The sequence below is a fragment of the bacterium genome (assembly GCA_020444065.1).
Taxonomy (GTDB): domain Bacteria; phylum Sumerlaeota; class Sumerlaeia; order SLMS01; family JAHLLQ01; genus JAHLLQ01.
Genome location: JAHLLQ010000001.1, coordinates 400,131 through 422,696 on the forward strand (window position 1 = coordinate 400,131; position 22,566 = coordinate 422,696).

The following is a 22,566-nucleotide window of genomic DNA, read 5'->3' on the forward strand; positions in this document are numbered from 1 at the left end:
AAGCTTGCACCTTCGATTCCACATCCGGAATTCTATGGTCCGTAGCTCCATTTCGATCTCTGGAGGGAGGGGCCCCATGAGGATCTGGATGGCACTGGCGGGCGCAGCGCTTCTGCTTTGCAGCCCTTGGCGCACGATCGCAGAAGTAAAGAAGCCACCCGATACGTACATTCGCCTCGATCGCGATTACCTGACCGACTTTGCCCCGCCCTGGCGGGTTGAAAGGCACGGCGATCAGTTGTGGACGCTTCCGAGGCTGCCCTACCCCGAGATACGAGTCACGTGGCCGATCGAGGCGAAGGCTGACGGCGACAAACTGATCTTCGAACTGAAGAGGGAGATGATCCGGAGGAAAGATGGCAACGAGACCTTTCACTCGTACGAAAGCCTGGAGTTCATCGGCAAACGCGCCGGTAACTCCGGGCATCGCTACGAAGGGGAAGTGCTCTGGCATAGTCGCCAGGAGGGTCCTGGGAGCATTCTGCTCACTCCGTTTGAGGGCACATGGGGAGCCGATGAGATCGAAGGAATCCTTGTGGGGACATTTTATTTGCCGGACTACGGAGGCGAGAGCGGTGTATCCGGCGACTTTCGAATCCCAATGGGCGGGGCTGTGATCGATGATGCCGTCGATCAAGTCACGATCGTTGCGAGGCATCCGAATTACGAAGTCTACGAAGACACCTACCGGACAAAGTCGATCCCCGAATCGATCTGGGTGACAGGTCGTGTCATGACCGATGAGGGGGAACCCATTCCGGGCACTGAAATCGAGATCGTCGAGTACTCGGAAACGGGGATCACGGATTCGGAGGGGGAATTCTCCATCCGCATCAATCTGGAGAATGGGTTTGGGGAATGGCACATTCATGATTGGTTTGAGATGACCCCCAACATGACCGGCATGAAGGTTCAGCAGGTCTCGAAGGAGGAGTTGTTTGCGAATGGGAAGAGTCAGCTCATCGAGGTGGAGCTAACGGCAGATGGACGGCCACTGGAGAATCGGAAGCTCTCCGTTGGACTGAATTGGGATTCACTCGTCGACTGCAAAGGAAAGAACACCGAGTTGCTGACGACGCCCATGATGCAAACGTCGGCGGATTCGAACTACTACACCGACGGCAATGGGCGCGTGAAGCTCTACCTGCAGATGCCGGTTTGGAAGAACCGCCGTATGGCGATCATGGAAGACGCGGATCGCCTGGTATTCCCGGTTTCTGTTGAACTCACAGTGATGGATGTTGAGACGCAGAAGAGTTGCCGGACGACGATCGCAATCGAAAGTCCATTCCCGCATATTAAGCGCCTTTCGATCCCACCAACGCACGCGGGAGACTTCCAAAGTCGCCCCGGATCGCACCTGATCGTTACGGATCCGGATTCACGCGCCTTTGAAGTGGCCATTCAATTTGCTGGCGACATCAAACTCGAGACTGAGACCGGCCTGTATGAAGGTTGGGTGGTGACGCGATGTTATGATGGGGACCTGAAATTCCTCTACAGGCCTCCCGCAGAGCTGAGTGACAACATAAAGAAGACACCGAGTCTCTTTAAAGAGTGCGCCAAAGCAAATCTGAAGTATGTCGCTGAGAAGAGCACGGAAACTGCAGCAGGCAAGACCTTTGACCAGATCAGCGTCGTCTCAAAAGCACGTAATAGCGAAAGCAAGAGTCGTTTGTTCACCCAAATTGGCAAGGGCGACCCAAGCGAAATCATGGGAATGGGCGTGAATGGCGTGAAGATGGTCAAGACGACCGGCGATGTTGCCGCGTTGATTCAGGATGAGAGTCGAAAGCCCAAGGACAGTCCAACCCACACAGGCGATCAAATTGTGAACTGTGTCGACAGCGTCTTCGGCGTCGTGGATGGCGTCTTGGGAACCTTCGGCGTGGAAAGCACACCAACCGCGGAAGTGGGCAAGGTGATCTACGCCAACATGAAGGCCGTCTACAAAGTCCATCGCGAGAACGAGAAAATCGCGCACTCGTACTCGGAGTCATTCCGCGCAACCTTCCGGTTTGTGATTTCGGATGATGACGGGAACAAGGTCCTGGCAGTGCGACGCGCCCCGATGTGGGCTTATAGGAAGGGAGATTGATCATGTCGACTTCATTCAGGCTCATTGCTGCATCCCTCCTTTCTCTGACGCCTGTCGCGATTGGCGCGGAGAGCGCCATCCCGTCTGAACTCGATCAACTGGCACATGCTTACTACGCCGCCGTGGAGGCAGAGGACTTCGAGCAACTCCGTCCTCTGCTACAGCCCGCGGCGGGAATGTCGATGGAGGAGCTGGAGCAGGGATACACCACAACCTTCGATGCGGTGGACGTGAAGATACATGGGGTCGAAGCGACACGCTTCGAGACCGATGACGACGGCAGCATGGGAGGGCTTTGGGTCACGGTACCATCGACAGTTTCGATGCCCGATGGTTCGGACAGCTTCGATCAGGAGCTGACTTACGTGATGATCATCGCGCGCACAGGCGATGGCTGGAAGGTCGCCAAAGTGATGCAATCTTCGATCTTCGAGCTGCAGGGCCTTTCGCAACGGACGCTCGAACTGCCGGATGATCTGCCCGAGGGAATCAGTATCGAAGACATCGGCCCGGATCTCAAAGCGGAAGAGGCGGAGGTCGCAGTCGCTGCTACACCCGCCGCGACTGTCGCCGCGACTCCGCGTGCAATTCCCAAGGGCTGGAAGCAGATCGAGCACGCAAAGTATTCCCACACGTTCGCAATTCCGGGCGATTGGGTTGCGAATCAAGGCGAAGTGCGCGGCGAAACGATTCAGGTTTTTCAACCAAGGATGGCGCCGGTTCCGCAGGTTCGCGTTGTGCATTTCCCGGTTCCGAAGCCCATGACCCAGGAAGAGCTGAAGGGCACCGTGCAACAATCGCTGGCTCAGGGTGGCGTGTTCCGTAAGTCCCTCAGTACCGAAGCGATCAAGCTCGATTGCGGACTCGGTCAGAAGACGTGGTACGAGGGCGATCTCTTTGGGTTCCCACTGCAAACACTGCAGATCGCTGGAACAAAGGGAAACGATCTGATTTTCCTCGCGGTGATGATGACTCCTGGCGATTCAGCACAGAAGAAGATTGCCACTCAGATCGGCGATTCCTTCACGCTTTGCGAGTAGCGCTTAACTACCTCCGCCCCCGACGGTGATCGGGGGCGGAGGTCCCAGGGGTACTACGGACAGAAGCAGAAGCTTCAACGGCGATTGCGGCGAGGAGCTTCCGGCGCGCCGGGTGCCTGAGGATTGTCCCCCTGCTGCCAGTTATTCTGTTGCTGGAACCGAGGCGCTGCGGGGGCGCCGCCCTGCAACCGCTGCTCAATGCGTTCCAGGCGATTCTCCACGCGTTCGCGCACCTGCGGTTCCAGATCTTCGAGAGCGGCATCGATCTCCGCCTGATCTTCTTCGCTCAGGCCGTCCTTCGCCAGGTCGCGAACAAGATCGCGGACTTCGCGGATGGCCTGGCGCATCTGGTCGCGATTATCGCGGACGCGATCGCGACGGTAGTCCTGCAGTTCCTGCTCCTGCTCTTCCGTGAGGACGTTCTTGACGACCACGCGATGTCCCAGCAGCGCCTTCATTTTGGCGTTCTGCGAATCGGTCATGGCGTCGATGGCGGCGTTGACCTCGGCCAGATCGGGGGCGTCGGCGTCCAACGCTTCCTTGATCGCGTTGTGGTAGTCGGCCGGAGTCTCGTCTTCGAAGCCTTCCAAAGCCTTCTCGGTTTCGTCGTAGCTCTTCTGGAGCAAGTTGACCTGCTCGTCGGTCAGGCCGATGGCGTCGACGAGTTCCTCGTCATCCCAGAAGCATGCCCGCTCTCCGAAGTGCGGTCCGCCTTGCTGGCCGCGCTGACCACGGCCCTGGCCCCAACCGCCCATCCCAGGGGCGAATCCCGGTCGTTGCATGCGCGGTGGCGCGAATCCCTGTCCACCCATTCCCGGCCCAAAGCCTTGTCCCTGCATTCCAGGTCCGAAACCTTGTTGACCCTGCATCCCAGGGCCGAAGCCCTGAGGTGGCTGTCCCTGCATCCCGGGACCAAAGCCCTGCGGGCATTGCATTCCGGGAGCACAATTCTGCTGCCCCTGCATGCCGGCGCCCTGCTGCCAGTAGCCGCGGCGGCCCTGCTGGTAGTTGCCCTGCTGCGGGCCTGCGCCGCGAGTCCACGGAGCGGGAGCAGCATATCCTGCGTTGTTCTGTGCGTCCTGGTTCGGTGCGTCGTCCGGACCTTGAGCGAAGCCGTAGCCAATGAAGCCCAAGCAGAGCGAAGCAGCGATGGCAGTGATAGTCTTGGTAGCGCGTTTCATGATCTTTCTCCTGTGATCCTTGAGCTTGCCATACTGAGCAGCGGCATCTGCAGCAGGATGAAGAAAGTTCAATGCCGACACGAGAATTCGTATCGGCATCGAGAGAAACAGTTGATTTTATTTGATTTAGACGAGAACCTACCACGGAGTGTACGATGAAGGGCGTACCACAACGTACGATCCGAACTCCGATTGGTACATCCCTTACATGCCAGGAAGGATCCTCTGGGCGATGAGAGGCAGCAATGTCCCAACGACACAGGACAACACGACGATGATCACGCAGATCACCATCCACGAGCGCGTTTGCTTCCGGAGTTTTGCTGTTTCACGCTCCATCAAGGGCTTCAACGTCGAGTTCATCTCATTGCCGACGGCTGCACGGGCCGAGTCCTGGATGATCTTCGGCAGTTTCTTCTCTGCCAGGTCGACCATCTGCTTCTCGGCCAGTTCCGGCAGTTTCTCTTTGGCGACGAGGGGAACGAGCTTTTGCGCCTGAGTTTGAATGATGGCGACGATGTTCTCGCCAATCTCTGCGGCACGCTCTTCAGCCGCCTTCTGGACGCGATTCTCGACTTCGCGCGGCAGGACGTTCTCGATCTGTTCCTTCAGACGCTCGCGCACCATGCCGGGCAACATGCCATCGGCGGCGCGCTTGACGGTCTTTTCTGTCTGCTCCACCAGGATGTTGCTCATGGCCTCGGTCACCTTGCGCTCGGCCAATTTCTCGACCATCGACTTGGCGACTTCCTGCACGGTCATCTTGACCAGTTCCTGCTCCTTTTCGGCAGTCAGGGACGTCACGCGGGCTTCCACCTCGCGGCGGGCGCGCTGGTCAATGATGGAGACGATCGACTGGATGGCGCGCTCGACGATGATCTGAATCTTGCGCTCGACGGCGGCCTGGATCTTCTGCTCGGCAACCGCCTGCATGTGACGCTCGGCGGCTTCTTCCAGGTACTCGCGGGACTTCTGGCGCAGGCGCTGCTCGTCGAGGATTTCCTCGACTTTCGTCAGCAGGCGAGTCGGCGTGAATGGCTTGGCGATCCAGCCGGTCGCGCCCTTCAGCGGAACGCTCTCCAACAGATCGATGCTGTCTTCCGGAATCAGAAGCAGAACGGGAATCTTGTAGGTCTCTTTGTCGGTCTTGATCTGACGGGTTGTTTCCAGGCCATCGATGCCCTTCAGCGTGCTATCGACCATGATGAGGTCGTATTGCTCGAGCTCGGGATGGGCGAGCGCAGCGAGTCCGTTGCTGGCGATCGTAACGCGGAAACCATGCTCCTCCAGGACGGCCTTGGTAACCTCCTGGACGGTAGCGGAATTGTCGACAACGAGAAGCCGTTCACCCGGCATGGGAAGATGCTCCTTCGCCCATTACAGGGGCGGAATCGGTTTTCGAGGCCTCAGGCCACGAGGCGCAGAATATTCTGCACGCGTTCGACCAGTGGGAAGGGACCACGGAAGCGAACCGTGGCCCTGGGGCCCATCTCGTCGAGCAACTCCCGCACGACCCGCGAAGCGGCCCGCTCCCCCACTCGCTGGGCGAATACGCGGAAGGCGATCTGCAGCAGATTCAACAAGCCCTCAAGCGCGTCTTCGTAACATTCATCAACGGGCTCGGTGTATTCACAGTAACTGAAGAACGTCTCAATCTGGCGCGTATCCACGGTGTTCCGATGGACTTCGACCATGTCTGCCTTCGTGTAGGTCTGCAGCAGGTCGCGCCAGATTTGCTCGTAGAGCTTCTCGTCATTCTCCGCCGGAGAGTATTCCTTCTGATCCATCAGTCGTTCGGCGAGAACATTCGTGAAGTGAGCAATCAGGCCGATCGGAGAAATGAAATCCATCGCCTGGCGCGGCACGGACTTCTTTTCCTGCTTCTTGCCACCGCCGATCAGACCGAGCAGCCCGCCCTTCTTGCCGGCTGCCTGCTCTTCCGCCTGTGGTGCGGCTTCCGACTTCACTTCCTCGCCGGAACCTTCAGTCTTCTTTTCCGCACCGTTCTTCTTTGCAGCGTCTGCGTGTTGAAGCAATCCAGTCTTCAGGAACTGGCTGAGGATCCGGTGCACCTCGAAGCGCCCCATATTCGAGCGATTTACGATCGCCTTGACGGTAAACTGCCCGTTTACCTGAGCCAGGACCCGCCATTCCTGCGGCCGCAGATTCAGATCGCGCTGAAAGCTGTCCCCGACTTCGACCGGCGAAAGTACCAGGTCGTCGTGCGGAATGACGGCCTGAATCTTCTGCCACTCGTCGTTGCGGCGGCTGCCTTCCAGAATCAGCGGTTCAATCTCGATCGTGACAATCGCATCGCCGAGACGAGATTCATCGACCTGCTCGAATTTGAACTCGCCATCGTCCCAGGCAAACAGATTCCAGATCTCTTCCTCCAACTGCAGACGAAGAGTCTCGCGGATCGTGTCTTCGGAAATGATGTCGCGTTCGACCAGAATCTGGCCAAGGCGCTTGTCGGATTCGACTGTGCGCTGCAGGTTCAGAAGCTGGGCCAGTTCGCTGCGCTTCAACAATCCCCGATGGACAAGCAGATCGCCGAGACGGCGACGGCGCTCGATCGAGGAGGAGTTGATGATGCGACCCGCCTGGATATAGAGAGTGATCTCCGTGTTTCCGCGGCGCAGATGAAGCATTCCCGACGATTTCCCCATACTGATAAACTGGAGAACTTCGGGAAGCGGAACTTGATTAAGACTACCTTGCATAGTCCAGAAACTCCGGGCTCAGCCCGCTTATCGGATCTCGATGAAGCGAATGGCAGCGTCAGTCGGTCTTGAACAGATCGTCCAGGCGGTCTTCCACGTCGCGCTCGATATCCACTTGGCGTCCGGATGGGAGGCGTTTGTGGCGAGCGGCATCCAGCGTCTCGCGAATGGCCTTGGTTCCTTCCTTCGAGTACAGGCGAACCATGCCGATGGTGGTGCGATCGTCGAAGATAACGGTCAAGATCGTGTCGTCATCGACGAGGATGTTGTGGATGTGGTCCTTTTCGCCCTGGTGGAAGAGCACGGAGAAGTCCGACTCTCCAACAAGGGAGGCCATGGCACGAGTAGATGCAAAGGAGCCGGCGATCAGGGCAGCCAGAGCATCGGTATCGATATTCTGCGTGAAGCCCTTCTTGGCGAGGCACTTACCATCGGCGTCGACCAGAATGGCGCACTTGGCCTCGGACTGCTTGAGCATCTGCAGCAGAGTCCGATGGATCTGCGTGATCTCGGTCTTGGTAAGAATCAGTGGAGCTTTGGCCATCTCTCGGGTCCTTTCTGTGCATCACGTGCTACAAAGGCGCAAAACCGGGTGCTGATCTTCAGGGGGTGTCCTTCTTGCCTTCGGGAAGGACGGCCACTTCACCGCCAAATCCCAGATAGCGGGCGAAGAGGCTCTTCTCAATACTGTCCTGAACCCAAACGTTCACCATCGGCCCTTCCTGGCCGCCCGTTGATTCAAAGTGGAAGAAGCTCGTGTCCTGTCCTTCGTAGTTCTTCATTTCGGAGCCCTTGAAGATGAGCTTCTTGCTCCAGGTCCTCTTGAAGACGCCCATGAAGGACAACACACCAGTGAGCTGGTACTCGGTCGAACCGGAAATATTGGCGATCGTCAGATTGCCGCTTCCCGTCTTCATCCCGCGCCAACGACCATCGCAGCGCTGAGAAATATTCAGGGTCGGGGGGCCGCTGGATGCCGGCGCAGCGGACTTCTGCTGCTCGGCAGCCGCCGGAGTCGGCGCCGGTGTCGGTTCCTTCGCGGCGGGAGCGGGCGCCGGGGCAGGCGGAGCAGCCTTTGGCGGCTGGGGAGCCTCAAGGGCCTCATCCGTCAGATCCGATTCTTCGATCGCGCCGTACTCGTCATCATCATCCTGCGCAGCCGGCGCTGAGGCCGCCGCGGAGGCGGCAGGAGCGGCAGACTTCGAGGAACTGCCGCCGGAAAGGGCGCCACCACCGGTATTCAGCTTCTGAATCACCAGAGAGCTGATGCCCTTGAGCGTTTCCTTCACGCCAACGCCGGTCACAGCGACGGCTTCGACTGTCGGAATGCCGTCGCAACTGAGGGCCTCGACAATCTCTTCCTTCGTACTGATCTGCGGCATGTCGCGCTTGTTCAACTGCAGAATCCAGGGCACGCCGTCATCATCGGAACCCGGACGGTCCTGCAGGTGATAGCCGTACTCGGCGAGGTTCTGCTTCAGGTTCTCGAGGGACTCGAGGTTCTCCTGAAGACGATCCCGCTGACTGTCGGCGACGAAGACGATACCGTCCACACCACGGAGAACCAGCTTACGCGTGGCATTGTAGTAAACCTGGCCCGGAACGGTGTAGAGCTGGAACTTGGTCTTGAATCCCTTAACCTCGCCAAGATCCAGGGGCAGGAAGTCAAAGAAGAGCGTGCGGTCCTGCTCCGTGGCCAGAGAGACCAGCTCGCCGCGGAACTTGCCCGGCACGGTCTTGTGGACGTGGATCAGGTTTGTGGTCTTCCCGCAAAGACCGCAGCCATAATACACGATCTTACAAGAGATTTCTTTGAACGCGTAATTGAGTGTTGCCATTTGTTCTCGAAAGATCCTTCGCTACGGGGTGGCGTTTCCAGACGTAATACGGCGCACGTAGCCTCCCGGCTTTCTCAGTGCACCCCAATTCCAAGATTGTTCAGCCTTTCGGAGGCCGAACGCATTTCGACACGGACCAACCCGAGGTTGGCCTCGGGCGTGGCCACACAGACCAGGAAACCCGAACGCGTCGAATTGAAGAACAGCTTGTTCCGATCCGTCTCGACAATGAACGAGACAAGATCCCCCTGTTCCATCTTTTTCGTAGCTTTCTCCGTCGAGTTGATGATGGAGCTGGTCAGAGCGCCCATCATCTCATCGTTGAGCTCCGAGGCGAAATCGGACGCGACGATGATGCCGTCGGGAGCGACCACAAAGGAGCCAATCACCCCAGGGGTCTTGTTCAGTTCCGCTAATGTTCTTTCCATCGCATCAACTCCGGAAGGAATAGAGATGGCAGTTCCCGGTTCGTCAGGCTCCCGGTGTAATCTTGACGGCAGACTCCGCGCTTTGGAACAGCGAAGCCGTCACCGGCAAAGAAGGGTACTTCCACTGCAAGAACTCCCGGGCGGATTTTGAAATCACCGCCAACCGGGTGTAACAATCTTCGGGCGATACCTGGCTGTTATACACCATTACCAGACCGAAATTCTGATTAAGATCCGTGATGAAAATCAAGTGCTCCTTGGACTCTACCATCACCTTTCGCATCCGGGTCAAGCCGGCATCTTCCACCACAGCGCCCATCTGGCGCTGCAGCGAGGTGATCTTCGCCACCAGGCGATCCAGATCCATCCGCAGCGGGAAGTCGCGCCAGACAATCAGTCCCTCGCTGTTGTAGATCAGGAAGCCCTCGAGTCCATGGCTCTTCTTGATCACGCCCGCCAGTTCGTCATAGCTGAACGACTGGATGAATCCGCCGGAGGGCATCGTGTCCACATGAGCCGTTCCCCCGCCCTTCTGGGTGGGACGCTCGATGGGGGTCGTCGAACCGAGCTTCTCTCTCAGTTCGGGACCGACGAGTTCAGGAATCGCGGACTCCAGAATGTGAGGCGTCACCAGGACCAGCAGCAGTGCCTGCGAGATGACGCTCATCGGATTTCCGGCCCAGGCGACGAGGTAGCTGACTTCAGCCCCCGCCCCGGTGCCTTGCGTCCCGAGAATCCAACTGGCAATCCCGGCCCCGATCACCGAGGCGACGGCGCGCGCCAAAGCCATGGTGACGGCCAGGACGGCGACGGTCGGGATCGTCATCCGCGGATTCGTGACGAGCGTCAGAATAAAGTAAATCAGCAGCTCCGCTACCAGTACAACGGGCACCATGACCGCTGCGCTCTCAAAGAGGACGGGCGTCGAGGCAAACGCCATCGGAATGGCAACCAGTCCGAGGAACGTGATGATAACGAGAGCAGTCAGCCGATTGACGGGAATCATTCGCTGTTCCTTTCCTTAGGCGGAACTCCGTCTAGTCCTGCGCAATTGGTCGGGCGCCTGCCGCTGCGGACTCGGTAATCATCCGCAGACTGGCTGAGAACACCCGGTGGTGCAGCTTGCCGAAGTTGACCTCCGGATCAGCCGCTGCCACAATCATTCTCCGGCCGCGGCGCACGATCAGAACCTGCGCCTTGACCATCTCCAACACCTGATAACGAACGGTCCCCTGGTCCAGCTCATCGCAGGCCAGGGCGACCTCCTGGTAATTCATCTCCGCCGCCCCAGTGATATCCAACTCACCTTCTACACAGCTTTTTCCGGAATCAAGGTCAAGGGCGGCAACCATTTTGATGACCCCGAGTGTCTTCAACTGCTGCATCAGAGAACTGACAATATCTTCGAGCGGAAGATTCACGGAAACATCTGCGGTCGAGACTTCCCGCGACTGGCGATAGTCTTCGCCCTGCAGAGAGCGCAGTTGAGAGTTGAGCAACTGAACCTGCGGGTCCATCGGGTTGCGCTGATCCAGCATGCGGAGCGTCTCCGCCGCTTCCTGCGTGCGGCGCATCTTAATCAGGCAACGCGCCTTTTCCACCATGAGGCCCATCGCGTCGGGCGCCATGGGTTCGACCTTCTGAACTTCCTGCAAAGCGTCGGAGTAACGCCCCATGTCCGCCAGCAGTCGAGCGAAAAGCGTTCGCCCGGCAATCGAGTTCGGATCGCGGGACAGACCCAACTGGCAGGTATCGAGCGCCTGGGAGTACTGGCGCTGCCGACGCAACGCATTACAGAGCGGAATGTACGCGAGCGGGTTTCTTCCGGATAGGAAGTCCGCTTCCAACTTTGCCAAGTCGTTCGGTTTCGCCGCCATATCCTCAGTCGACTCTCAAGGGCCTGCCGCGTCAAGCGGGGCTATGGACCCGCTGACATTCGGGCGAATGGACTTCACCGCCCGGTACCGCCAAACTCTCTCACAAGTCCATATACCCCAGTTTCAAAGGTTTCCGTAGGCTAAAAGCCCACCTTCCCGTCAAGGACGCAAGCAAAGGTTTTCGCGGGGGTGGAAAAACCCCTGGCGCGAAGTCGACTAACCGCGTGTCAAAATCCGCGCTCAGTGGCGCTCGGTGGCACCTCCAGCACGAAATATCGCCGTGGTTCTGCTTCCGTTCCTTCCTCGACGTCTCCCAAATAGACCATCGAGACATTGAGTTCCCCGCCAGTCTTGTAGGTTCCCATCCGAAACGCAAGGATTTGGCGCCACATTTCTGCGTCTTCGCCAGTCGAGTAGTCTACCAGGTAACGGATGTATTCTTGGCTCAAATATGGACGTAAGTCCTTATCCCCCACATATTTACGGGCAAAATCGACGGAGTTGACCAGGCCGTCAAGGTTCACGACTTGCACGCTGTCGGGCGCCAGGAATGCCACCAAGCCTGCATTCCAGGAGCCGATTCGAGTGCCCTCCGGCGGGTTTTGAGCCTCCAACGCTGCGATGGCCTTTCGCAAACCGGGATTGGCGATCTGGATCGGCTGCGGGAGAATGCACATGGCCGCCAGGTGGAAGATCAGCAATCCCGACGCTGCGTTTGCGGCGATGTCGACTCGCACTGTTCCCAACCACCACCCCACCGCCAGAGCAATTCCGAGATAGAACGGCCCATAGTACCACTGCGCATAGTGGGTGCTGCCCGGAATGGTGAAACTGTAGACGAGCACTTGGCAAAGACTGAACGCGAGCAGCACGAGTATTGGCTCGGCTACTCGCCGTGCGTCTGCATCGCAAATGGGCAAGGCGACATTCCTTCGACGATGCAGAATCCATCCGGCAACGGCAGCAACGGCGGAGAAGAAGAGGCCGCCGCCGACCAGGACAACCCTTGGCCATGGACCGGGAGGAATGAATCCGCTGAAGAATCGAAGGACGTTTCCGATAAAGAGAATGGCGGTCTTCTTGATACCCATCCCCCACCACGCGACACTCCATTGCTCGATGTTGTCGGCGCGAAGTTCCGCCATCTGGTTCATCTGTTTCGCAAGTCCACTGACTGGAAGCGCGAGTCCAAACACGGCCTGGTTAGCAAGCAGCCACGCGATGAAAGGAAGCGTCGAAAGCGCGCCGAAGATCACGACTGGCAATCGGTTCTTCGATCGAATCAAAACCCACAACCAAATCAGTCCGGAGAGCCCCAGGCCATCGACTCTTGCGAGAGGAAGAAGTGCGGTTGTCATGCACAGAGAGGCAAACCATGCGCGTCGCGAATCGTCCGTCCACAAGACTTTCGCCGCGGACAAGATCGCGCACGTTGCAACGAGCATGTAGAGTCCGAACTCCATGCCCGAACTTGCGAATTCAAAAATCAATCTCACGTTAATCCAAAGCAGCAATGCGGCAATCACTGCTGCCTTGTGAAAGCGCTCCGGCAGATCGCGGACAAGAACAAGTGCCCACGCGGAAGCCTGAAAACATGCGGCGGCTAGTAGCATTGAAAGCCGCAGTTGCAGCGTCTTGTTAAGCAGGCCGAAAGGAAGCAGAATCCATTGCCAGAGTGGTTGGAATCCGCTTGTTGGGTGAATGCCGTCGAACGTGAAAAAGCCTGTGCCCCAGAACTTTCGTGCAATTACCCAATAGTAGTACGCATCGTCGACAATGTTGCGCGCTTCCTGAAAAGGAATGGGCGCAAGCAACACATAACCAAAGTGAATCGCCGTGGCGAGTACACCCACGGCGATCAGCACTTTCCGGTAGTTGTTCGTCTCCGGTTGCATTCCTGTCGATCAGATCAGCGCGCCAAAAACAACACCCAGGAAGGATCGAATGACGCCCTGCTCTTCGCTGCTCTCGAAAGATTCACCGACCTGATTCACAGCTCGTTTCGTGTCCTGGTAAAGAGACGGATCGTTAATCAACAACCCGAGCGTCCCTTCGTCGCTATTCATCTTGCGAGTCATGATCTCGATGTCTCCGATTGCCTTGTCGAGCTTCGGGCCGACATCGGAGAGCGACGCGATCAGGTCTTCAAGATCGCCGCGCTGGTCGGAGAGAAGGCTTTGGATTTCGTTGCCGGCTTTGCCGAGATTCTCGAACGATTCCTGAGCCTTTTGGGCAAGCTCATCGTTGTAGACAAGACGATGAAGCGTACCGTCGCCATCGCGAATTTCCGCCGTGATATTCTCGAGTGAATTCGAGAGCCCACGCAGATCTTCGTAGAGTTGATCGTCCTGGTAAAGGCGACCAAGGGTTCCCTTACCGCCCTGCATGTCGCTGGCAATTTCATCGGCACGAGCGACGAGTTCTTCCATCTTCGGACCAACGCGCGCGAAGGACTCGGAGGTGGTCTTGATGTTCTCGCGATTCTCGTCGATCACTGTTTCGATCTTCGCGAGAATGTCGCCCTGCTGCTCGTTCAGCGACTTCACCAGGGTCTTCGCATCCTCGCTGATCTCGGCGAAATTCTCCGCCAGATCCGCCAGGCTCGGAACGGTTTCCGTTTGGATTTCACCGCCTTCGGCGATCGTCTTCGTGTCCTCCCCGTAGCCGATCACGATGGTGGCATTGCCAAGGAACGCGCTGCGGACGACGCGCGCCACGCTATCGGTCGGAAGGGCGATATTCTTATCGATCAGAAGCTGCGTCTTGACGTCGCGACGCTCCGTATCAAAGCCCATCTGCTCGACTTTGCCAACTCGGACGCCACGAAGGGAAACGTCCGACCCGACTTCCAGGCCGACGGCGTCATCGAAGTGGGCAACGACGTGATAGCGATCTTCCTTGAATAATCCATCCGAGACGCGAACGCTGAAAGCGATCAGCAGAATCATCGCAACGACAACGAAAATACCAACTTTGACAGCTATACCGGACGAATTCGGCACGGTGCAAAACCTCCTGTGCAATCAATACAGGCGAAAAGATTCCATCCACAGGTCCGTCGAACGCAAGAGCAAGACGCGTTTCGCGGCCATTTCCTGCGGGATTGGAATTGAGATTCCACCCGAGCAAAGGCATGAAGAAGCCTTGAAGAGCATCTGATTCCGCCGGAATCCCCGTTTCCGAGGAGGAGCGCGAAACAATGTCTCACCCAGCCCCATCCATTGCGTTTTCAGGCCTGATGCCGCACCCGCCGATCATCGTGCCAGGCGTCGGAGGCCCCCGCCAGCAGGATGCCCGACATACAATGGAGGCTATGGCGGCCCTCTCGAAGCGGCTGTTGGCCGCCGCGCCGGACAGCCTGGTGCTCATCTCACCCCACTCGCCGAGAAAACGCGGCATGTTCGGGATCTGGGCGGGCAAGACGCTCCGCGGGTCTCTGGCGCAGTTTGGCACACCCCAATCTGCCGTCGAGTTGCCCAATGACGAGCACTTTATCGCCCGACTGATCAATCGAGCGGACGACTTCGGCGTGCGCACCTGGAGAATCCCAGAAGATGAACTGGATCACGGGGCAATGGTGCCCCTCTACTACATCGCGGAAGCCGGCTGGGACGGTCCAACGACGATACTCAGTCTGAACTATCCCGGCGAGAATCAACTGGAGGACGTCGGCAAGGCTATCGCTGCGGTCGCGGAAGAAATGGGACGGCGACTGGCCGTGATGGCCAGCGGCGACATGAGCCATCGCCTGAAACCGAATGCACCCGGCGGCTATCACCCGGACGCGCAGCAATTCGATGATCGTTTCGTGAAGCTCGTACGCCAGGGCGACTTCTACGGCGTGCGGGACTTTGACGTCGAGCTGCAGGATCTGGCCGGCGAGGACGTGGTAGATTCCTCCGTCATTGCAATGGCGGCGATCGGCTACGATGCGAAGGCGCGCGAGGTCTTGAGCTATGAAGGTCCTTTCGGGGTCGGTTACTGCGTGGCAGCATTCCGCGAGCCGAGCGTCGATCCCGAAAAAGAAACAACCGATGCGGATTCCAAGCAGTCAGGCCAGATTCTCCCAACGGTCGCACGACGCACTGTCGAGGCCTACTTGAAACGTCGCGAGCGCTACCATCCTGAGATTGAAATTGGCGGCTATCTGGCCAGTCGCGCCGGCGTCTTCGTGACGATCCACACGATGGACGGCGATCTGCGCGGATGCATCGGCAGCCTTGTCGGCGAGCAGGAGAATGTCGTCCTTGAAACCGTCGAGCGCGCCATCTCGGCCGCCGTCCACGATCATCGCTTTCCACCAGTCGAAGTCGGAGAACTTCCGAATCTCCACTTTGAAGTCAGCGTGCTGCATCCGCCGGAGGTTGTGCAGGGAACCGCTGCTCTCGACCCGGAGCGCTTTGGCGTCATCATCCGCGATGGGCATGGGCGCCGCGCCGTGATGTTGCCGGGGATTGAATCCCTGGATACCGTGGAAAAGCAAGTCAGCGCAACGCGGCGCAAAGCGGGAATTCCACCGGGCGAGTCGGTCCAGATCGAGCGGTTTGAGGTCGACAAGTTCGAGGAGGAGCGACCCGCGTGACGGAACTTGAGGGCAACTATCCGGGTCGATGGTGGCATGCGCTGGAGGACGGGCGCGTGCAGTGCGATCTGTGTCCGCGATACTGCAAGATCGCGGATGGCAAGCGAGGATTCTGCTTCGTCCGAGCGAACGATGGCGGAAAGATCGTGCTGACCACTTACGGTCGCAGCAGTGGTTTCTGCGTGGATCCGATCGAGAAGAAGCCGCTCAATCATTTCCTGCCCGGCACAAGCATCCTTTCTTTCGGGACCGCCGGCTGCAACCTGGGGTGCAAGTTCTGCCAGAACTGGGACATCAGCAAGTCTCGCGAAATGCAGCGACTCTCCGACGAGGCAATGCCGGATCAGATTGCCGAGACTGCGGCTCGATTGGGCTGTCGCTCGGTTGCATTCACTTACAACGATCCAACCATCTTTGCCGAGTACGCCATCGACATCGCCAGGGAATGCCACGCGCGCAACATCAGGACCGTGGCGGTGACAGCGGGCTACATCACCGAGGAAGCGCGCGGCGAATTCTACGAGCACATGGACGCTGCGAACGTTGATCTGAAGGCGTTCACAGAAGATTTCTATGAGAAGGTGTGCTTCGCGAAGCTGCAGCCGATTCTCGATACGCTGAAATTCCTGAAGCACGAGACGAACGTCTGGTTCGAGATCACAACGCTTCTGATTCCCGATGCGAACGACAGTTCGGAAGAGATCGATCGCATGACGGACTGGATTGCGGAGAATCTTGGGCCGGATGTTCCGTTGCACTTCAGCGCGTTTCATCCGGACTTCAAAATGCAGGATCGTGGCCCCACGCCGGCATCGACTCTATCGCGCGCACGAAAGATCGCGCTGAGCAAGGGGATCCACTACGTTTATACAGGGAATGTACACGATCCACGCGGCGGCAGCACGTATTGTCCGAACTGCGGCGCGCGCGTCATAGAACGCGACTGGTATGAATTAGGAGAGTTCAAAATCGCCGGCAACCAATGTGCGAAGTGCTCACACAAGATTGCCGGCGTATTCGAAGACAGTCCTGGAAAGTGGGGACGGAGACGTCAGCCCGTCAGGATCGGCATGTAGACGCAGTAGATCCTCACACTCCAACCCACGGATCGAGATCCTCTGCGATCCACTTTGCGCAGAACCTAACAACTTCCTCAGCACTCGGCCCACGGCATTCGCGAACGTAGAAGCCCGAGACGGCCTTGCCGATCGCGATCGCCTGCTGCGGCGGCAGCCCGAGCACGCGAGCGAAGCAATACCCGCCGTTGAAGTGATCGCCGGCGCCGGTGGTCAATCTCGGACTCTTGCACAACGGACCATCGATTGCGCCCTCCCCCGCCGGGCCGAAGGCGACCGCGGAATGCGTGGGGTGAATCACGATCTCAGGGATACCGGTCTGGTCGCAGAGGCGCTTCGCGCGATCCAGCAGTCCGGCGTGATCGTGATCGCCGTGCGGCAGTTCCAGCGCGTCGCACACTTCGAGACTCTCCTTTTCGTTCAAGCCAAGGATCGTCTGGCCCGCACCCCGGCTGAACCCGGAGATGACCTCCAGGGCGTCGCGAATATCCTGGTGCGTGCGTTTCGCCGGATCGCACAGGTCGAAGAAGTAGAGCTTTGGCTCCGCTTCGCCGAGGCCGCTCGCGTGCGAGGAGAACTCGCGCAATACGTCTGTCATGTGCGGAATCATCGTCCAGTTGACCATCGCAACCAGGTCCGTCGCGGCGAGCATTCGATTCATCACCTCGATGCCGCCCATGCGGTCGATCAGGTTATCCCAGGTGATCTCGGCCAGACTCTCGAGGCGCCCGTGCATGATCTTGCCGTCCTCGAATTCTGCGGCGATCGTCACGCCGGGATTCGTAATAGAGACAACCTCACCGTAGTCGCCAAGCGGCTCGAACACCGGGTGCATCACGGGATAGCCAAGCGCACCGACGTAGTGCACGCGACTGCCGAGGCGGCCCAGCGCATCGCCCATCAGCGGTCCGTTCCCGCCCATCTTCACCTGCTGCAGGACAAACTCGATGTTTGTGGACTTCCCGGCCGCGCCCGCAAGGCGAGCTGCGTAATCGGAAATCGTCGGGATCGCCGTGTAGGTTTCGAAGTCTGTGCGCTTGTCGACAACCTGAACGATCTCGTCGATGAATCCATCGAGGCCGGCAAAAGCCACGGGGGGATCCTGGCGACTTGCCAGCGCCTGGCTGAGAGCTTCGGATGCCTGTTTGATCACGTCGGTGTGCTTCATCAAAGTATTCCGTTCCAAAAGTGGGCCTGTTTCCACGCGAGTTTCGGCGTATACGCCAAGGCCCCGCGGTGACGCAAAGGGTGACTTCGTCATTTGTGAAAAAACGACCGCCGGAGCATGATGCCCCAGCGGTCGATTGGTTGATCGGATTGTGCGAGGACGCGGGTTATTCTTCCGTCGCTGCCTCGACCGGCTCGGCCGGCTTCGGCTCCTCGGCGGGAAGGACTTCCACGTTACGATAACGCGGCAGGCCAGTGCCAGCGGGGATCAGGAGACCCATGATGACGTTCTCCTTCAGGCCGCGCAGGTAATCGCGACGGCCACGGATCGCGGCATCGGTCAGCACGCGAGTGGTTTCCTGGAAGGACGCGGCGGAGATGAAGGACTCCGTCTCAAGCGAGGCCTTGGTGAGGCCAAGCATCTTCGGACGACCGACGGCAGGCTCGCCGCCGTTCTTGATCACGCGGTCGTTCTCTTCCTGGAACATCCACTTGTCCACCTGCTGGCCAAAGAGGAAGCGCGTGTTGCCCGGATCCTCGATGACGATCTTCTTCAGCATCTGGCGGATGATGCACTCGATGTGCTTATCGTTAATGTGCACGCCCTGCAGACGATAGACTTCCTGGATTTCCTGCAGCAGGAACTCCATAACGGACTTCTCGCCCTTCACGCGCAGGATGTCGTGCGGCGACAGCGCGCCGTCGGTGAGCACATCGCCCACCTGCACGCGCTCGCCATCGCGAACGAGGAAGTTACGGTTCAGAGGCACCGAGTAGGTGTGCTCTTCGCCGTTCTCTGCGATGATCGCGCAACGACGCATGCCCTTGGCAACGCCGCGCATCTCGAACATGCCTTCGATGTCCGCGATGAAGGCACATTCCTTCGGCTTGCGGGCTTCAAAGAGTTCATCGACACGGGGCAGACCGCCGGTGATGTCACGGCTCTTCGTGCGAGCCTTCGGAACTCGGCCGAGAATCTGGCCGGCGAAGACCTTCGAGCCATCCGAGGCCTCGCGGCCGATAATCGTGCCGGAGGACAGGGAGTAGTGCGCCAGCACCTTCGGCTCGCCGTCTTCGTCCTTCTCCGAGTTGGAGAGGATGACGAGGCGCGGGTGACGCTCTTCGCGGTGCTCGGTGATCACCATCATGCGGTGTTCCGTTTCCGGATCGATGTCGTAGCGCATCGAAATACCGTCGATGATGTCCTCGTAGCGCAGGACGCCGTCCATTTCCGCGATAATCGGAGTCGACGTCGGATCCCATTCGACAATGCGGTCATCGCGGGTCACGCGGTCGTTGTCGGCCTTCAGGATCCGGGCACCGTACGGGATGTTCGGCAGGTTCTGCACTTCATCGCCCTGCTCGTTGTAGACCTTGATTGAGCCGGTACGGTTCGTCACGATGCGTTCGCCGCGCTGCGTCTCGATGAAGCGCAGGTCGAGGAAACGGATGTGACCATTGACGTCCGACTGGTACCAGCCTTCGAGCACGCCCATCGACACACCGCCGGTGTGGAACGTACGCAGGGTCAACTGCGTGCCGGGCTCGCCGATGGACTGGGCAGCGATAACGCCGACCGCCTCGCCGAACTTGACCATATCGCCGACGGCCAGATCGCGGCCGTAGCACTTGCGGCAAATGCCGCGGCGGGTTTCGCACGTGAGGACGGAACGGATCTCAAGGCGCTCGATGCCGGCGTCTTCGATCTGACGAGCGATAGGCTCGGTGATCATCTGGCCGCGGGCGCAGATCAGTTCGTCTGTATTTGGGTGACGCACTTCGCGCACCGGGCAACGGCCCGTGATACGCTCGCGCAGCGGCTCGAGGATCTTCTCACCCTTGGCGTCGATGTCGATGATCGGCGTGGCGAGAATACCATTCTGCGTGCCGCAGTCGTCTTCGGTGATAATCAGATCCTGGGCAACATCGACAAGTCGACGCGTCAGGTAACCGGCGTCGGAGGTCTTCAGAGCCGTATCCGCCAGGCCCTTTCGCGCGCCGTGTGTGGAGATGAAGTACTCCAGCACGGTCAGGCCTTCGCGGAAGTTGGCGAGAATCGGGGACTCGATGATTTCACCGATGGAGCCAGTCAGCTTCTTCGACGGACGCTGCATCAGGCCGCGCATACCGGCCAACTGGCGAATCTGGTCCTTGTTACCACGAGCACCGGAGTGCGCCATGATGTAGACCGGGTTGAATCCGTCCTGGTCGGAGGACAGCGACTTCATCAGGTCGCGGGTTACGTCGTCCGTGGCCTGCGTCCAGATCGCGATCACGTTGTGATAGCGCTCTTCGTCCGTCAGGTTACCGGCGGCGTAGTCGCGGTTGATCTGCTCGAGGCGCTTCTGGCCTTCGGCAAGAATGTCCTGCTTCGAGGCCGGGATGACCATGTCCGCGATGGAAATGGAGATACCGCCGGCCTTGGCGAAGAAGAAGCCGAGGTCCTTGATCGAGTCGAGAACCTGACCGCAGCGCTGCGGGCCGCAAAGCTTGTGCGCGAGCGCCACAACATGACCGAGGGTCTTCTTCGTCATGACTTCGTTGGCATTGGTCAGGAAGTCGATTTCCTTCGGCAGGTGCTCGGCAAAGAGCAGACGGCCGACGGACGTGAACGCCCAGCGGGTATCGCCCGGCTCGCTATAGTCCTTGAAGCGAACCTTGATTTCCGCGTGCAACGTGACCTTGCCGTGCTCGTAAGCCATGATGGCTTCGGCTGGACCGGAGTAGACGCCCGACGTGTTAACCAGTTCGGTCTTCTCGTCGAACTTCGCATCTTTGTCGCGTTCCTGCGTCAACTGATAGCGATTGAACTCCTGCGTCTTGCCGCCCTTGACCTTGCGAACCTCGCGGTACTCGCCCGCCTGCTGGTTGTGACGCAGCTTCGTCAGGTAGAAGGACCCGAGGACGATATCCTGGCTGGGAGTCGCAATCGGGCGTCCGTTGGACGGAGCCAGAATGTTGTTCTCCGCAAGCATCAACATCTTCGATTCGAGGCGCGCCTCGATCGAAAGTGGAACGTGAACGGCCATCTGGTCGCCGTCGAAGTCGGCGTTGAAAGCCGCGCAAGCGAGCGGGTGCAGACGGATCGCCTTACCTTCCACCAAGCGCGGCATGAAAGCCTGGACGCCGAGACGGTGGAGGGTTGGGGCGCGGTTCAGGAGGACCGGGTGGTCCTTGATGATGTCGTCGAGGATGTCGTAGACGACGGGATCCTCGCGCTCCATCAACTTCTTTGCAGACTTGATCGTCGTGCAATAGCCACGCTTCTCAAGTTCGTGAATGATGAATGGATCGAACAACTCGAGAGCCATTCGCTTCGGCAGACCGCATTCGTTGAACTTCAGTTCCGGACCAACGACGATCACGGAACGGCCCGAGTAGTCGACGCGCTTGCCGAGAAGGTTCTGACGGAAGCGGCCCTGCTTGCCCTTCAGCATATCGCTGAGGGACTTCAGCGGGCGGTTGTTATGGCCCTTGGTCGGGCGGCCGCGGCGGCTGTTATCGAACAGCGCGTCGACGGCTTCCTGCAGCATGCGTTTCTCATTGCGCAGAATCACGTCTGGGGCGCGCAGTTCGATCAGGCGCTTCAGGCGGTTGTTACGATTGATAACGCGACGATAGAGGTCGTTGAGGTCGGAGGTCGCAAAGCGGCCGCCGTCCAGGTGGACGAGCGGACGCAGATCCGGCGGAATCACCGGCAGCACTTCCATCACCATCCACTCGGGACGGTTCGGGGACCCACGGAACGCCTCGACGACCTTCAGGCGCTTGATGATCTTGTTGCGCTTCTGAGCCGACTTCGCCTCGCGCATCTCGACGGCCAGGCGGTTCGCCAGGTCCTCGACGTCGATGCGCTTCAGGAATTCAACCACGGCCTCGGCGCCGATCATGATCTTGACCTTGTCGCCGTACTGCTCGCGGTACTTGCGAGCCTGCTCTTCCGTGATGACTTCCTTCGTCTTCAGGCCGGTTTCCTCGTCGGCGTCGACGATGATGTACTCCTGGAAGTAGATCACCTTGCCGAGATCGCGGACGCTGATGTCCAGCAGGTTGCTGATCTTCGAGGACGTGCCCTTGTAGAACCAGATATGGCAAACGGGGGCGGCGAGCTGGATATAGCCCATGCGAATACGGCGGACCTTGGATTCGGTCACCTCAACGCCGCATCGATCGCAGATGATACCCTTGTACTTAATGCGCTTGTACTTCCCGCAGGCGCACTCCCAGTCCTTCGTCGGGCCGAAGATGCGCTCGCAGAACAAGCCGTCCTTCTCGGGCTTGAACGTGCGGTAGTTAATCGTTTCCGGCTTCTTGACTTCGCCGAAGGACCGCTGCTCGAGTTCGTCGATGGAGCGCTCCGTCTGACGACGGTGCCGACGTGCCCAATCCAGAATCTGGTCCGGGGAGGCGATCGAAATCCGAGCGACTGCAGAAACGTCGTTCAGGTTTACGTCGTCCATGGCGCCCTCGACGCCAACGGGGATCGTCCGGTAGTTCGCCGGCACTGTGGCTCCGTTACCACCGCTGTTCGTATCTTGCTTCAACATTACTTAACC

At 58.8% G+C, this 22,566-nt stretch carries 16 protein-coding genes; 4 read left to right on the forward strand and 12 right to left on the reverse strand.

Annotated elements, in window-relative coordinates:
• The first annotated feature begins 76 nt into the window (after nucleotides 1-76).
• Together KQI84_01525 and KQI84_01530 are read left to right on the forward strand one after the other, a co-directional pair.
• On the forward strand, nucleotides 77-2,098 hold the full coding sequence (locus KQI84_01525; protein MCB2153539.1) for a carboxypeptidase-like regulatory domain-containing protein: 2,022 nt from the start codon (nucleotides 77-79) through the stop codon (nucleotides 2,096-2,098).
• Nucleotides 2,099-2,100: 2 nt separating this feature from the next.
• On the forward strand, nucleotides 2,101-3,138 hold the full coding sequence (locus tag KQI84_01530; protein ID MCB2153540.1) for a hypothetical protein: 1,038 nt from the start codon (nucleotides 2,101-2,103) through the stop codon (nucleotides 3,136-3,138).
• 74 nt (nucleotides 3,139-3,212) lie between these two features.
• Here KQI84_01530 and KQI84_01535 read toward each other — a convergent pair whose 3' ends face one another.
• The 10 genes from KQI84_01535 to KQI84_01580 form a co-directional block, all read right to left on the reverse strand.
• Nucleotides 3,213-4,319, reverse strand: a complete 1,107-nt coding sequence (locus KQI84_01535) for a hypothetical protein (protein MCB2153541.1) — start codon at nucleotides 4,317-4,319, stop codon at nucleotides 3,213-3,215.
• 204 nt (nucleotides 4,320-4,523) lie between these two features.
• Nucleotides 4,524-5,675, reverse strand: coding sequence for a response regulator (locus tag KQI84_01540; protein MCB2153542.1), 1,152 nt, complete (start codon nucleotides 5,673-5,675; stop codon nucleotides 4,524-4,526).
• A gap of 50 nt (nucleotides 5,676-5,725) precedes the next feature.
• A complete protein-coding gene (locus tag KQI84_01545; GenBank protein MCB2153543.1) occupies nucleotides 5,726-7,042 on the reverse strand; it encodes a DUF4388 domain-containing protein in 1,317 nt (438 codons plus the stop codon).
• 58 nt (nucleotides 7,043-7,100) lie between these two features.
• Complete coding sequence (locus KQI84_01550; protein ID MCB2153544.1) at nucleotides 7,101-7,586, reverse strand: roadblock/LC7 domain-containing protein; 486 nt, start codon at nucleotides 7,584-7,586, stop codon at nucleotides 7,101-7,103.
• Between the two features lie 58 nt (nucleotides 7,587-7,644).
• Nucleotides 7,645-8,880, reverse strand: a complete 1,236-nt coding sequence (locus tag KQI84_01555) for a GTPase domain-containing protein (protein ID MCB2153545.1) — start codon at nucleotides 8,878-8,880, stop codon at nucleotides 7,645-7,647.
• A 74-nt stretch (nucleotides 8,881-8,954) separates the two neighbouring features.
• Nucleotides 8,955-9,308 (reverse strand): roadblock/LC7 domain-containing protein, encoded by a 354-nt coding sequence (locus KQI84_01560; protein ID MCB2153546.1) that lies wholly within the window; start codon nucleotides 9,306-9,308, stop codon nucleotides 8,955-8,957.
• 43 nt (nucleotides 9,309-9,351) lie between these two features.
• A complete protein-coding gene (locus KQI84_01565) occupies nucleotides 9,352-10,314 on the reverse strand; it encodes a roadblock/LC7 domain-containing protein (GenBank protein MCB2153547.1) in 963 nt (320 codons plus the stop codon).
• 31 nt (nucleotides 10,315-10,345) lie between these two features.
• The gene (locus tag KQI84_01570) at nucleotides 10,346-11,185 is read right to left on the reverse strand and encodes a tetratricopeptide repeat protein (GenBank protein ID MCB2153548.1); all 840 of its coding nucleotides are present in this window, start codon (nucleotides 11,183-11,185) and stop codon (nucleotides 10,346-10,348) included.
• A 227-nt stretch (nucleotides 11,186-11,412) separates the two neighbouring features.
• Nucleotides 11,413-13,080 (reverse strand): hypothetical protein, encoded by a 1,668-nt coding sequence (locus tag KQI84_01575; protein ID MCB2153549.1) that lies wholly within the window; start codon nucleotides 13,078-13,080, stop codon nucleotides 11,413-11,415.
• A gap of 9 nt (nucleotides 13,081-13,089) precedes the next feature.
• Nucleotides 13,090-14,187, reverse strand: a complete 1,098-nt coding sequence (locus KQI84_01580) for an MCE family protein (protein ID MCB2153550.1) — start codon at nucleotides 14,185-14,187, stop codon at nucleotides 13,090-13,092.
• 197 nt (nucleotides 14,188-14,384) lie between these two features.
• Here KQI84_01580 and amrA point away from each other — a divergent pair, with 197 nt between their 5' ends.
• Nucleotides 14,385-15,767: an AmmeMemoRadiSam system protein A gene (gene amrA, locus KQI84_01585; protein MCB2153551.1), complete on the forward strand. Its 1,383-nt coding sequence runs from the start codon at nucleotides 14,385-14,387 to the stop codon at nucleotides 15,765-15,767.
• Complete coding sequence (amrS, locus tag KQI84_01590; protein ID MCB2153552.1) at nucleotides 15,764-16,843, forward strand: AmmeMemoRadiSam system radical SAM enzyme; 1,080 nt, start codon at nucleotides 15,764-15,766, stop codon at nucleotides 16,841-16,843. Before amrA ends, amrS begins: the two co-directional genes overlap by 4 nt.
• Before the next feature lie 13 nt (nucleotides 16,844-16,856).
• Here the strand turns inward: amrS and KQI84_01595 are convergent, their stop codons facing one another.
• Entirely contained in the window at nucleotides 16,857-18,011 is a 1,155-nt protein-coding gene (locus tag KQI84_01595) for a hypothetical protein (GenBank protein MCB2153553.1), read from the reverse strand.
• A 166-nt stretch (nucleotides 18,012-18,177) separates the two neighbouring features.
• Entirely contained in the window at nucleotides 18,178-22,557 is a 4,380-nt protein-coding gene (gene rpoC, locus KQI84_01600; protein MCB2153554.1) for a DNA-directed RNA polymerase subunit beta', read from the reverse strand.
• Nucleotides 22,558-22,566: the final 9 nt, after the last annotated feature.